Origin of the sequence: Acinetobacter sp. 161(2023) (assembly GCF_037027805.1) — a bacterium.
Classification (GTDB): domain Bacteria; phylum Pseudomonadota; class Gammaproteobacteria; order Pseudomonadales; family Moraxellaceae; genus Acinetobacter.
The window spans coordinates 117657-131225 of the sequence record NZ_JAZEYD010000001.1; the positions used below are offsets into that span (position 1 = coordinate 117657).

General features: G+C 40.1%; 9 protein-coding genes. 5 read left to right on the forward strand and 4 right to left on the reverse strand.

The window, feature by feature from the left end:
• Positions 1-174 precede the first annotated feature (174 nt).
• Positions 175-3540, reverse strand: a complete 3366-nt coding sequence (locus WA249_RS00580) for an Rne/Rng family ribonuclease (RefSeq protein ID WP_336165913.1) — start codon at positions 3538-3540, stop codon at positions 175-177.
• Positions 3541-4261: 721 nt separating this feature from the next.
• On the opposite strand from WA249_RS00580, the gene WA249_RS00585 reads away from it, so the two are divergent.
• The 4 genes from WA249_RS00585 (at position 4262) to WA249_RS00600 (ending at position 7283) form a co-directional block, all read left to right on the forward strand.
• Positions 4262-5194: an RluA family pseudouridine synthase gene (locus WA249_RS00585; RefSeq protein WP_004794885.1), complete on the forward strand. Its 933-nt coding sequence runs from the start codon at positions 4262-4264 to the stop codon at positions 5192-5194.
• Positions 5191-5865, forward strand: coding sequence for an HAD-IA family hydrolase (locus WA249_RS00590; RefSeq protein ID WP_151821905.1), 675 nt, complete (start codon positions 5191-5193; stop codon positions 5863-5865). The genes WA249_RS00585 and WA249_RS00590 overlap by 4 nt, the downstream gene beginning before the upstream one ends.
• Positions 5866-5935: 70 nt before the next feature.
• Positions 5936-6628 carry a helix-turn-helix transcriptional regulator gene (locus WA249_RS00595; protein ID WP_336165914.1) on the forward strand — a complete coding sequence of 231 codons (693 nt, stop codon included), beginning with the start codon at positions 5936-5938 and terminating at the stop codon, positions 6626-6628.
• Between the two features lie 49 nt (positions 6629-6677).
• Positions 6678-7283 (forward strand): glutathione S-transferase family protein, encoded by a 606-nt coding sequence (locus WA249_RS00600; protein WP_336165916.1) that lies wholly within the window; start codon positions 6678-6680, stop codon positions 7281-7283.
• Between the two features lie 58 nt (positions 7284-7341).
• Here the strand turns inward: WA249_RS00600 and WA249_RS00605 are convergent, their stop codons facing one another.
• A complete protein-coding gene (locus tag WA249_RS00605) occupies positions 7342-8019 on the reverse strand; it encodes a DUF1345 domain-containing protein (protein ID WP_336165917.1) in 678 nt (225 codons plus the stop codon).
• Between the two features lie 265 nt (positions 8020-8284).
• A complete protein-coding gene (gene hcaR / locus WA249_RS00610) occupies positions 8285-9190 on the reverse strand; it encodes a DNA-binding transcriptional regulator HcaR (RefSeq protein ID WP_336165918.1) in 906 nt (301 codons plus the stop codon).
• Between the two features lie 656 nt (positions 9191-9846).
• Between hcaR and WA249_RS00615 the strand changes: the two genes are divergently transcribed.
• On the forward strand, positions 9847-10899 hold the full coding sequence (locus WA249_RS00615) for an MBL fold metallo-hydrolase (protein WP_336165920.1): 1053 nt from the start codon (positions 9847-9849) through the stop codon (positions 10897-10899).
• Positions 10900-10971: 72 nt separating this feature from the next.
• Here WA249_RS00615 and katG read toward each other — a convergent pair whose 3' ends face one another.
• On the reverse strand, positions 10972-13128 hold the full coding sequence (katG, locus tag WA249_RS00620; RefSeq protein WP_336165921.1) for a catalase/peroxidase HPI: 2157 nt from the start codon (positions 13126-13128) through the stop codon (positions 10972-10974).
• Positions 13129-13569 lie beyond the last annotated feature (441 nt).

The following is a 13569-nucleotide window of genomic DNA, read 5'->3' on the forward strand; positions in this document are numbered from 1 at the left end:
TTCGATCAATCCAAAAAAGGTTGCGTTGGCAAAAGTACAGTATTTTTCATGGTTCACCATGCTTTTAAAACTTTTCTTCTAGTGCAATCAACCTAATTGTTTAAAAATAACAAAAAAAACCTAGTCATCGAAATGACTAGGTTTGTTTAAATTAGCTGCAATTGAGCAAATGATTTACTCAGCTACAGGATTTGCTTTCTTTGGTGGACGACCACGAGGACGACGAGGAGGGCGATTTGGTTTGTCCAGATCTGCCTTAGAATCATCTGATTCAACCTCTGAAGTAGCTTCTGCTGGTGCTACTGCTTGTTCTGTAGCTGCTTTTGCTCTTGTCGATGCTTTCGGTTGTTTCACAACGGGAGCTTCAACAATAGTTTCAGCTGGCGCTTCTTCTACAGTTATTTCACTTTGTGCTACTTCAGTCACCTGATCAAGCTCAAGCGGTTGTTGTTTTGACTCAACAGGAGCTTGCGTTTCAGCAACAGGAGCAACAACAGTTTTTTCAACAACCGGAGCTACAGGAGCAGCTTCTTCTGGTGCAGAGTGTTGTTGTTTAACTTGCTCAAAAGCTTGTTCAGCAGCAAGTTTTGCTAAACGACGACGCTCACGTGGATCATTAGCAACACGTGGTGTTTGCTCTTTTTGTGGCGTCAATGCAAGTACAGGTGCAGGCTCTACTTCTTGTGAAGGTTTGTTGCTTGGAAGCTCTGCATCACGAGTAACAGGCTTTTTGTCTTCAGCATCAGACACGACTTCAGTTGTTAGAGTACTTGTGTACTGTTCGGCAAATTTCAGCAATGCACGATTGAATGTTGGAACTAAACCAAACTGTTCAATCAATACTGTGCAGTCTTCACCATAAACATGACGAATCAAGCTACCAATCGTATATTGCGCCAAAGTTGGAATTTGCGATGGGGCAATAGAAGGTACCGCAGCTTTAGCACGTTTTGCGTTGCGTTGTTCACGGCGACGTATACGAGGGTCATTACTCGCACGTTGAATTTGCGGTTGAGTTTTGTTGTCTGCTGGAGGAGTCGTAGTTGCTTCTACTTCAGCAGTTACTTTCTCTTCTACAACAGCAACAGGTGCTGGAGCTGACTCTTGAGCGACTTCAACAACAGGCGCTGTTTCAGTGCGTTCAACATGTTGCTCAGGAGTTAAAGCAATAATTTCGCTTTGTGCCTGATCAACATTGATCACTAAGGCTGTATTCATGACTTCATGCTTTGGAGCATCAATCAAATTAACCTTAACTTGTTTCTCATCAACAACTGCTGGTGCTGCCGGCGCATTTTGATTTTCATTCAATACGCTTGGATCGCGGTGGCGATTTGGACGGTTCGGACGTTGTTGGTTATTACGGTCACGACGCGGCACAGCATTTTCAGTTTGTTGTCCATCATTTTGATGTTGTGGATGTGGCTGATCAGGGTGCGGACGTTTTTGTTGACGTTTTAACTCACGTTGTTCTTGACGTGATAACTGTACAACTTCCTCATGAACCTGTTGTGGCTGCTGCTGTGGTTGTTGCTGCAGTTGTTGTGGCTCTTGAGTATGGTGATGTTGTTCACGTTGCTCTTTGTGCTTACGTTTTTTGTTGTTTGGACGTTGTTGTACTTTATCGTCTTTTTCAACATTCTCACGAACATCCTGTTTAGCAGGAGATTGTGAAATGTAAGCATTGTTAGATGGCGCTGAAACAACTTCAGCAACTGCTGGTACTACGACTTGTCCAAACTGGCCACGGCTTACAGCACCAGTATTCACCATTTGTTCAATTGTTGCAGCAGCATTTTGAGCCGAGCGAGATTGATCAACAGTTTTAGCTTGTTTTTGAACAAAAAGGTTCTCTAACCATGCAAGAGGGCTTGCTGCTTTTTGAGTGCTTGGCTGAGCAGCAGAAGGTTGAGCTGATTGATTTACTTTCTTTTGACCAGCATTGTTGTTTGCAGCAGGAGCTGCATGAGCATGGCCATGATCTGCTTCTTCTAAATGCCATTCAGAAGATTCATAACCTAACTCTTTCTCGCTTGAACGAGTTGCTTCAGTACGCTCATAGCTAGATGGTGCAAATCCATCTGGATTGTACTGAATTTCATAGTGAGGTGTTTCTAAGTGTGGGTGAGGTAAAACAGTCACACGAACACCAGAAGTTTGTTCTAAATAAACAAGGCTATGGCGTTTTTCATTGAGTAAGAACGCTGCAATTTCAACGGGAACTTCTACTTGTACTTCACCATGACGTTCACGAAGTGCAATTTCTTCTACTTTACGCATAATTGAAAGCGAAAGTGAACGTAAGTCACGAACCATACCCGTGCCATGACAGCGTGGGCAAACATATCCAGTTGCTTCTTCAAGTGATGGGCGTAAGCGTTGACGGCTCATTTCCATTAAGCCAAAACGAGAGAGTTGGCCAAACTGGATACGCGCACGGTCGCTTTGTGTTGCTTCACGAAGTTTTGCTTCAACCATGCGTTGGTTGCGTTCTTTAGTCATATCGATGAAGTCGATAACAACTAAACCGCCAATGTCACGAAGACGAAGTTGGCGAGCAATTTCTTCTGCTGCTTCTAGGTTTGTATTTAGTGCAGTTTCTTCAACGTCATGTCCACGAGTCGACTTCGCAGAGTTAATGTCGATTGAAACTAAAGCTTCAGTCTGGTCAATTACGATTGAACCACCAGAAGGAAGTTTTACTTCACGCTCGTAAGCAGTTTGAATTTGGCTTTCAATACCAAAATGAGCAAACAACGGCTCGTTTAAAGTATAAGTTTTAAGTTTGTCTAATTGACGAGGCATAACTGCTTTAACAAAGTTATACGCTTCGTTATAAGCTTGTTCGCTATCAATTAAAATTTCTGCAACGTCATCACGTAAGTAATCGCGGATAGCACGAGTAACTACGCCAGCTTCTTGGTGAACAAGCATTGGAGACGGACCAGAACTTGCAGTACCTTGGATTTGTGCCCAGAGGTCAAGCAAATGCTGTAAATCTAACTGTAATTCTTCTTGAGTACGGCCAATACCTGCGGTACGCACAATAACGCTCATGCCCCGAGGTAAATTTAAAGAAGCTAAAATTTCTTTTAATTCTTCACGTACAGAACCTGAAATTTGACGGCTAATACCACCACCTTTCGGGTTGTTTGGCATAAGAACCAAATAACGTCCTGCAAGTGAGATGAATGTAGAAAGGGCAGCGCCTTTGTTACCACGTTCTTCTTTTTCAACCTGAACAAGTAATTCAGTACCTTCCGTGATGAGTTCACGAATGTTTGAAGTTTGTCGCGGGTCTGCTTGGAAATAACTATTTGCAATTTCGCGCATAGACAAGAAGCCTTGACGGCCTGCGCCATATTCAACAAACACAGCTTCTAAAGAAGGTTCTACGCGGGTTACATGGCCTTTATAGATATTGGATTTTTTCTGTTCTCGGGTACGATTTTCTAAATCAAAATCGTAAAGACGATTACCAGTGATAAGTGCAACGCGGACTTCTTCTGCGTGAGTTGCATTAATCAACATACGTTTCATGGGTGTGACACCTAATAGTGACCCACACAAACATATCGCACAAACTTAAAGGTGCTGAACGAACATCGAACATGACGGATCATTTCCCAGATCTCAAAATATTTGTGGTCTGAGTCATCTGTTACCGGCTACATTTAGCCTTAACTTCGATTCTCGTATGTGATGTAGGCAATACTGCTTCAACCTTTAAATCGGACTTCCTTAGTGCTTCACTGGCGGGTGAGCGGTGCATTGGTTAATGACTTTCACTGTCATTGTGCGCGAAGTGACTTCTTTTTAGAAGTTTGATACGGAATGTTCATCGTATCGGTGCTTTCGGCAGTTCCAATGCATCAACGCTTTAGCCTGAAGGCAACATTAAGGAGCGATTTGTCTGATGTGTATCAGTTTACGTTCCATAACCAACTAGAGTTGGTAACATATTTTTTTGAACAAACTGAATTAAACGCAACAGTTTGTCATTTTGCCGATATAATAAGCCTTCGGCGTCGGCATAATTCTTTAGGACCTATCCGAGCTGATGGTGAAAGCATCATTTTGATTGAGGTTTCAATCAGGGAAATTCCCTATTAGATGTTCACTTACGGCGGTATCCGTGCGCTGACTATATCAAACCTTGCAGCATCTGCCTATGGGCTAAGCTTAGATTTCTTGTGAAAAAACTAAGCTAAACGGTCATTTATTAATCAAATTTAGCAAAAAATCAGGTTTAAATATTAGTATGAATTCTACACAGCAATGGCAAAGTGTCACTTGGTTTGAGGTGGATGAACATCAAGCAGGACAGCGAATTGATAATTTTCTGTTCTCGCGTTTAAAAGGTGTACCTAAAAGTCGTATTTATCGTTTGATTCGTGAAAGTCAGGTTCGAGTAAATAAAAAACGTGTAAAAGCTGAGACTAAACTTGAGATTGGCGACCAGATTCGCGTTGCTCCAATTCGTTACGAACAAAAAGATGAAACAGCCGCTCCTGTTAGTGACAGTGTAGCACAAGGCCTATTAAGTCGTGTGGTCTATGAAGATGAAGGTCTATTAGTTGTTAATAAACCTTCAGGTATCGCTGTCCATGGTGGTAGTGGTATGGCATATGGTTTGATTGAGGCACTACGTGCAGCGACAGGCAAAAAATATTTAGAACTTATTCATCGTATTGACCGTGATACTTCCGGTCTGGTCATGATTAGTAAAAAACGTAGCACATTAAAACAACTACAAGATATGTTGCGTGAGCACAAAATTCGTAAAACCTATGCCGCGATTGTTAAAGGTCAAGTGAGCTTAGATAAACAGCTGATTGATGCACCTTTATTACGTTATGAGCTAGCAAATGGCGAGCGTCGTGTACGTGTAACTAAAGATGGTAAACCAAGTAAAACCGAATGGGTTGTAGCAGAGCGTTTTAAAAATGCCACTCTGGTTCATGCATCACCTTTATCTGGCCGTACTCATCAGATTCGTGTGCACGGTTTAAGCATTGGACACCCGTTGATTGGTGACGATAAATATGGACACACGACTGAGTACACTGGCCCTGAAGCACGTCGTCTATGCTTACATGCGATGCGTTTAGATATTCCAGGTTACCCACCGATTGAAGCACCATTACCAGAAGACATGACCCAGTTATTAAAGGCTTTGAGAGTGGCAAAATGAGTCTAAAAACCGAATTAGTTATTTTCGACTGGGATGGGACTTTATATAACTCTGTTGGACAGATTGTTGCTAGCTTGCAACATGCCGCAGAGCAGCACGAATTGTCTTTAACCGATGAAGCTGCGAAAAGCATTATTGGGTTAGGCTTGCCTGAAGTCATGCAAACCCTATTTCCAGAAGCACCTGAGTTGCATGATTCAATTTTAAAAGCCTATGGCGATCACTATATTGCAAACTCTACAAATGATGCATGGTTTGATGGTATTGCTGAACTCTTACATGATTTAAAAGCGCAAGGTTTAAAACTTGCAGTTGCAACGGGTAAAAACCGTCGTGGGCTTGATCGTGTAATCGCAAAAACACAGAGTACTCATCTTTTTGATGTGACTCGAGCAGCCAATGAAACCAGATCAAAACCAGATCCACTCATGTTGCAAGAAATCTTAACAGTCACTGGCGTGAGTGTTGAGCGTGCGGTAATGATTGGTGATAGTAGCTATGATCTTGAGATGGCTCAAAGGTTAAACATGCCACGAATTGGTGTGGGCTATGGTGTACATTCGATCGAAGTTCTACAACAGTTCCAGCCTTTAACCATTGCTAAAGATGTACCTGAGCTGCACAACTTTTTAAGAGAGTATGCAAAGTTATCTACGGTAGATGTTGCATAATTTAGAATAATATAAGAAGGGGGAATTTATTCCCTCTTATTGTATGTCTAATAACAATAAGAAGAGAAAAATGAGTCGTTCTATTCGTCTATTAAATCTTTTACAACAACTTCGTGAAGCCCGTTATCCAATCACCGCACAAGTTCTCTCTGAGCGTATGGGAATTAGTGTCCGAAGTGTCTATCGCGATATCGATAGCTTACGTGAGCAGGGTGTAGCAATTGAGGCATCGGCAGGTATAGGTTTTCAGCTTAAAGAAGATATTGTACTGCCGCCAATGACGCTCAATGAAAATGAAGTTGAAGCTATTTTTTTGGCATTGTACTGGTTGAAGAGTGTGCCTGATCAATCTTTACAATCGGCATCTACCTCAATATTAGCTAAATTGAATTCGGTTTTGCCTGAACATCGCCAATATTTATTACAGCAAACGACTTTAAGAGCGTTTAATACATGGCTGCCTGTAGATGAAAATCGAGTCGAACAGGTGCGTTTAGCCATTCGGCAGCAAGTCAAAATTTCGCTGCATTATCATGATGAGCACCAACGAAGCAGTGTTCGAACCTTGTGGCCTTTTGCCTTGGGTTATTTTAATGACAAAATTTTATTGGCTGCATGGTGTGAACTCAGGCAGGATTTTAGACATTTTAGACTTGATCGTATTCAACAGCTGAGTTTAAGCCAAGAATTATATCCATCATTTAAGCAACAATTATTTCAGCAGTGGTGGGCACAAGAATCGAAGACTACTGACAAAAACTGACAAAGAGGTTTTGTAGACTAGGTTCCACGATAAACAAGGAGCCATAAAAATGAGCCTTAAACTTTATACTAACAAAGAATCACGTGGTGTTGTGGTCGACTGGCTTTTAGTCGAATTAGGTGTTGATTGTGAACGTATTGAAGTCGAATACAAGACTGAAATGAAAACACCGGAATATCTAAAAATTAACCCTTTTGGAAAAGTGCCAGTATTGGTGGACGGCGATGTCGTGATTTATGAGTTAGGTGCAATCTGTGCTTATTTGGCTGATAAATTTTTCGATAAAGGTTTAGCTCCTGCACTCAATGATCCTAAACGTGGTTTGTACTATCGCTGGTTATTTTTGATGGCAGGCCCATGGGAAGCTGCTGGTGTTAATAAAGCGCTTGGAATAGATGTATCACCTGAGCAAAAAATGTTTGTGGGTTATGGTGATTACAACGATGCTTATCAAGCTGTAGTACAAGGGCTTAGTGAAGCAAATCCGTATGTGTGTGGTGAACAATTTACCGCCGCAGATGTAAGTGTTGGTGCAATGCTATTATGGCAATTGAAGATGGGTGCTATTGAATCCCATCCTGCCATTACCCGTTATATTGAAACCATCAAACAACGCGAAGGCTTAAAACAAAGCACGATGGGCTCATTGTTGTAAACCTGTGCTGTTCAGAGTCACCCATTTGGGTGACTCTTTTATTTTCTAAATATAAGTTTTAGTTGCTAATAAAGCTGGCAGCAACATTAATACAAATTGCTAAAATTGTTGTGTTAAAACCAAATGCCAGCACGAAATGAAATAAGTTCAGTAAACGCATATGTCTAGTTGTGACAGATACATCTGCTGTTTGTGCCGAAGTACCAATAATATAGCTAAAATATAAGAAATCTGGATAAGTGGGATATTTTGTTCCTGGAAATTCTAATCCGCCATTTTCTTCATTTCTAGATAATGCCATGTAAAAGTCATGTGCGTAGTGCAATGCAAAAACGGTGTGCATAAAAAGCCATGCTGAAACAATGGTGAATAAGGATAAAGCCACATGTCCTATTTTTTCAAAATGGTCAGAAGGAAGTTGAGATAACTGCACTAAAATAGCCACTAAGCACATTGAAATTGCAAGTAAAACAATCAGCATAATGACCCATTTGCTTTCATCTTGCTTTTTAGCTTGCTGCTGCATTTGTGAGTGATCAGAACTTTTCATGAGCTGCCAAACATGGAATAAATATAAAATGACAGACCCATTCCAGCTTGCTAATAAAATGGTGGACCATTTCCATGTGGTGAACCATGTCAGAATACTTGCTGTTATGATTCCCATGAATAAAGCAATAAAGAAATGAGGGCGGTTTAGTACACTACGTCCAAGATGTTGAAATACTGCAACCATTTTTCCTAATCTCCTTTTACTATATGGCAAGTATGTTGTTTTTTATTGAATGGTGAAAATAATATTCAGTTTTATATGGATTTTATTCCAAAGTTTTTTAATTTTACATTTAAGATATATTTTATTTTACCGATTAGTAAAATAAAATAAAAGCGTGGACTAAACTGTTTATAAAAAGTATAAATAAAAAATAATATTTATTTATACTTTTTATAAAGCTGTTCTTATTCATCATCTACTTAAAAATAAAATATAGCTTTCCTGATTAAGTATCAGTTAAGTTTTTATCCAGATGAAATACTTTAGTGAGCTGGTCAATGAATTTTTGGACGCCTAAAGACTGTGAGTTTTTACGATAATTTACGAATAAATCCAGTGTCGGTAACTCGATATCTAGTGGGCGAACTACTGTATTTTTGATTCCTAAAGGTGCAACGTAGGCAGGTAAAATTGTACAACCTAAACCAGAACCAAGTGAGTTAATATTAAACAACATGCTATCTGCTTTTTGAACAATGTTGAGATCAATATTGTGAGTTTTGGCAAAGTCTAAAATCGTGTTATGTAATGTTTGTGACTGCTCGGCAGCAGGAATAATAAAGTCAACGCCGTGTAAAGCATGAACAGGAATTCGATCATACTGAGTAAGTGGATGATTTTTAGGGAGTAAAAAAATCAGGGGTTCAGTTAAAACAAATTGGCTTTGGATCTCATCACTATTTGTATTTTCTCGGGTAAAGGTAATGTCCAACTCACCTTTTTTTAAGGATTTAAGTTGTTCAGTATTGTTTAGGTTAGATAATTCAATGACGAGATCGGGGTGTTGTAATCGCAGATTAGGAAGAACGTAAGGGAAAATTTTCATTTCTGCAATGGGGACAAAACCGATGCGTAACAGTTGCTGTTTAGCTTTAGAAACCTGTCGTGCCAGTGCAACTGCTTTCTCAGCTTGAGCAAGGGTTAGGCGAGCATGTTCTAAAAAGACTTCACCTTCTTCAGTTAACTCAACTTTACGTTTAGTGCGATTTAAAAGTCGTACACCAACATCTTCTTCTAAATCTTTAATTTGTTGGCTAAGGGAGGGTTGTGCGGTAAAAAGTTTAAGAGCGGCTTTACTAAAATTTAATTCTTCAGCAACGGTAATGAAATATCGGAGGTGGCGTAGTTCCATAAGACTAATCCAAAAAATGTCTTACTATGATTTGTGTGAAGTATAAAGCATAAAGGGATATAGCGTGAAGGTACTTTAGGTATTTATAAAATAAATGGAATTTTAATTTTCATTAAACATTTAATATGTGAATATAAGTTTTAATAATTCATAAAATATATTAATTATGAGGGCTTAAATACATTATTTTTACTTAATCAAAGAAATATTTAAATGTTTTAAATATTAATATAGGGAATTCTCATATTATGCAAAAATGAAGAAGAGTAAATTAATATTATAAAATATAAATTCTTTAAGAATGAACTGGCTTTAAGTGTTACTAAAGATTTTGCTCTACAAGTTGTCAAATATTTTAAGTTAGAAAAGTAAGATCTCTTAAGGCAAAATTGACTAACTGTCTGACGATTTCACGTGACTAATGATTGTTATGTTATACAAGTGCTCTTAATAAGAATGGTAATTATTGACGCATAAACCCAACACATCTGTGTATTTTTTATGGCAATCTAATTCAACTTATGTTGGCTGTGACCACAAAAAAAGGGATATTTATATGATAAATAAATGTAAGTGCCATAGCTTAATTTGTTTTAATTGTTAAGATAGAAACCTGAACACATCCATTCTGCTGATGCTAAAACATAGAAAAGCCCATGAAAGACAAGCCGACATTAACATATCAATTGCCGACTCAGTCCTGTTGGACGCATACATGGATAAGACCTCCTTTTTATCATCCCGAGTCAGGGCGTGAATCTAATACACGTTTTTATAACCAACAGCCTAAATCGCCGGCTAGAGGTTCAAAAGAGCTATTACGTTGGTTAGTTACACGTGAGTCTTTTACATGGAAAGTGGATATTCAAAAAGAATATGATGCCCGTGTAAACACGGCTGTGGCATTGCCTCAAAATCGTCCTCAGGCGGATTTAGATGATTGGCAAGTTTGGTTTGTTGGGCATGCAACAGTATTGGTTCAGATCGGGCCTTATAACTTTATTACCGATCCAGTATGGTGTGATTATGCAAGCCCTTCACAGGGTCGTGGACCGCGCCGTGTGTGTCCCGCAGGTTTTGCGTTAGAACAATTACCGACAATTCATGGTGTTCTACTCAGCCATAATCATTATGATCATATGGATTTGGCTACGCTTGAATGGCTACATAAAAAATTTGCAATGCCGATTTATACTGGACTCGGGAATGGCTTTTACCTACCAAAAGAGTTTCATGTGATTGAGATGGATTGGTGGCAAGAAATTCCCTATCACGAACTAAGAATAATCTATACACCTGCACAGCATGGCTCTGGTCGTGGCCTACGTGACCAGAATAAAGCACTCTGGGGTGGCTTTTCGGTTGTAGCTAAAACAGGTCATTGTTTCTTTGCTGGTGATACGGGTTATGCGGGGCATTTTAAGCAAATTCATGCACGTTATGGGGCGCCGCGTGTTGCTTTGCTTCCGATCGGAGCTTATGAGCCTCGGAAGTTAATGAGTTATGTTCATATGAACCCTCAAGATGCTGTGCATGCACATTTAGATTTGCAAGCTCATCGTTCTGTTGCGATTCATTATCGAACTTTTCAGTTGACTGACGAAGATCGAGAAGATCCTGAACATGCGTTAGCTCAAGTAATTAAAGCTTCATCGAAACTTGCGAATCCTTTTTATTGCATTCGAGAAGGGCATAAATTGACTGTCTAAAAAGTGCGTCATTTTACATTTAAGTAAAAAAGCCAGTTCAATTTGAACTGGCTTTTATCATTTTGACTTAAATTAAGCTAAGTCAAAACGATCAAGATTCATGACTTTAGTCCATGCCGCTACAAAGTCTTGAACAAATTTTTCTTTACCATCTGCCTGAGCATAAACTTCAACCAGTGCACGCAAGATTGAGTTTGAACCGAACACTAAATCATTACGTGTTGCAGTAAATTTTACAGTGCCCGTTTTACGATCTTTGCCTTCAAATACTTCACCTGATGAATCTGCAGGTGCCCATACCGTAGACATGTCGAGTAGGTTCGTGAAGAAGTCTGTGCTGAGGACACCAACCTGCTGAGTGAATACACCGTGTTGCGAACCATCCCAGTTAGTGCCTAGTACACGTAAACCACCAATCAATGCAGTTAACTCTGGTGCAGTCAAAGTCAGTTGCTGTGCTTTATCAATTAATAATGCTTCAGTTGCTGCATTGACACCGTCTTTTTTCCAGTTTCTAAAACCATCGGCAAGGCCGCGGAGCAATTGGAAAGATTCGACATCAGTCTGGCTTTGTAATGCATCAACACGACCAGAGGCAAATGGAACGCTAATATTGAAACCAGCTGCTTGAGCAGCTTGCTCTACACCAACGTTGCCTGCTAGCACAATTAAATCAGCCAATGACAGCTGAGTTGAGGCTTTGATTTCTTCAATTTTAGTTAAGGTATCAACAGCTTTTTGGTTTACTTCCCAATCACGTTGCGGTGATAAGGCAATACGTGCGCCATTTGCACCACCACGCTTGTCTCCACCACGGAACGTTGACGCTGAAGCCCAACCCAGAGAAACCAACTCACCAGCCGATAGCCCTAGTGCAACAATTTTTGCTTTTGCATCAGCAATGCTGGCAGCCGATGGTGCAGTGCTAGCAGCAGGTAATGGATCTTGCCAAATTAAGTCCTCAGCTGGAACTTCAGGACCTAGATAACGTGCTTTTGGTCCCATATCGCGGTGAGTTAATTTGAACCATGCACGGGCAAAAGCATTGGCGAAAGCTTGTGGGTCGTTATGGAAGCGACGAGAGATTTTTTCAAACTCAGGATCAAAACGTAAGGTCAAATCTGTAGTAAGCATTGTTGGCTTACGTTTAATTGATGGGTCGAATGGATCTGGGATGATCGCTTCTGCATCGGCTGCTACCCATTGAATTGCACCAGCAGGTGAACGTTCTTGTACCCATTCGTATTTGAATAGGTTTTCAAAGAAGTAATTGCTCCATTGTGTTGGCGTTTGTGACCAAATGACTTCTAAGCCAGAAGTGATCGCGTCTTTACCAACACCTGTGCCAAAGCTATTTGACCAGCCAAAGCCCATCTGTTCAATTGGGGCGCCTTCAGGATCAGCCTGAACGTGGTCAGCAGAGGCAGCACCGTGGGTTTTACCTAAAGTATGGCCGCCTGCAATTAATGCAACAATTTCTTCGTCATCCATTGCCATGTTGCCAAAAGTCGCACGAATAAATGGTGCAGCCGATTTTGGATCCCCACTGGCTTGAGGACCTTCAGGGTTTACATAAATTAGACCCATCTCGGTTGCAGCGAGATTACTGCCTTCCAATGCTTCAGAGTTTCGATGAGCTAACCATTCTTTTTCATCGCCCCAGTTTACATCGTTGTCTGGTTCCCAAACATCTTCACGACCTGCACCAAAACCAAAGGTGCGGAAGCCAGAAGACTCAAGCGCAATGTTACCGGCAAGAATAAATAAATCTGCCCACGATATTTTTTGACCGTATTTTTGTTTAACTGGCCATAGTAAGCGGCGTGCTTTATCTAAGCTCGCATTGTCAGGCCAACTATTTAATGGTGCAAAACGTTGTTGACCACGCCCAGCTCCACCACGGCCATCACCCATACGATATGTGCCAGCAGCATGCCATGCTAAACGAATAAATAAGCCCGTATAATTTCCCCAATCGGCTGGCCACCAATCTTGGGAATCTGTTAATACATTTTTGATATCAGCTTTGAGTGTGTAGTAGTCGAGTTTTTGAAATTCTTCGCGATAATTAAAATCTTTACCGAGTGGATTATAACGTTCTGAATGTTGGTTCAGTAAGTCAACACGTAATTGTTTTGGCCACCAATGTAAACTAGGCGTGCCACCACCAATCGTTACTTGCGGTTTTGAGTTATGACCTGAAAAAGGACATTTTGATTCGTCTGACATGGTTATATTCTCTCTGGGTAATAATTATTGAGCTCTTGATAAAGTAGTAGGGCTCATTTTCCTGGACTTCTGGTTTAAAAACTCATGTTTATTAAATAAAGAAATGAGTGAACAAATGGTGAGAGAAACCGTTTAAAAAATTCTTTTCACTAAGATGCCTGCCCATCATGTTTATTCAATAATCCATCAGATTCCTTTAATTGTTATTCCTCCAATTTACTGTATGAAGGTTAAAAAACAAGAGGAAAAATAAGTTGAAGCTTGAAAATAACGATGCATAGAATTACCTCTTCAATTGTTGGAACAACTTAAGATCTTTTAATAACGCTCTTTAAATATAGTAAAAGTAGAAGGATTATTTTTCAAATGGATTAAATTGTCAGTATTGATTTAAAAAACCGATTGTAATTTTGTTCAAAAACTAGCGTGCAACCGAGATTG

What these genes read in the sequence shown, in the direction of transcription:
- WA249_RS00580 (WP_336165913.1), bottom strand. Translation starts at nt 3,540, where the DNA reads ATGAAACGTATGTTGATTAATGCAACTCACGCAGAAGAAGTCCGCGTT.
- WA249_RS00585 (WP_004794885.1), top strand. Translation starts at nt 4,262, where the DNA reads ATGAATTCTACACAGCAATGGCAAAGTGTCACTTGGTTTGAGGTGGAT.
- WA249_RS00590 (WP_151821905.1), top strand. Translation starts at nt 5,191, where the DNA reads ATGAGTCTAAAAACCGAATTAGTTATTTTCGACTGGGATGGGACTTTA.
- WA249_RS00595 (WP_336165914.1), top strand. Translation starts at nt 5,936, where the DNA reads ATGAGTCGTTCTATTCGTCTATTAAATCTTTTACAACAACTTCGTGAA.
- WA249_RS00600 (WP_336165916.1), top strand. Translation starts at nt 6,678, where the DNA reads ATGAGCCTTAAACTTTATACTAACAAAGAATCACGTGGTGTTGTGGTC.
- WA249_RS00605 (WP_336165917.1), bottom strand. Translation starts at nt 8,019, where the DNA reads ATGGTTGCAGTATTTCAACATCTTGGACGTAGTGTACTAAACCGCCCT.
- hcaR (WP_336165918.1), bottom strand. Translation starts at nt 9,190, where the DNA reads ATGGAACTACGCCACCTCCGATATTTCATTACCGTTGCTGAAGAATTA.
- WA249_RS00615 (WP_336165920.1), top strand. Translation starts at nt 9,847, where the DNA reads ATGAAAGACAAGCCGACATTAACATATCAATTGCCGACTCAGTCCTGT.
- katG (WP_336165921.1), bottom strand. Translation starts at nt 13,128, where the DNA reads ATGTCAGACGAATCAAAATGTCCTTTTTCAGGTCATAACTCAAAACCG.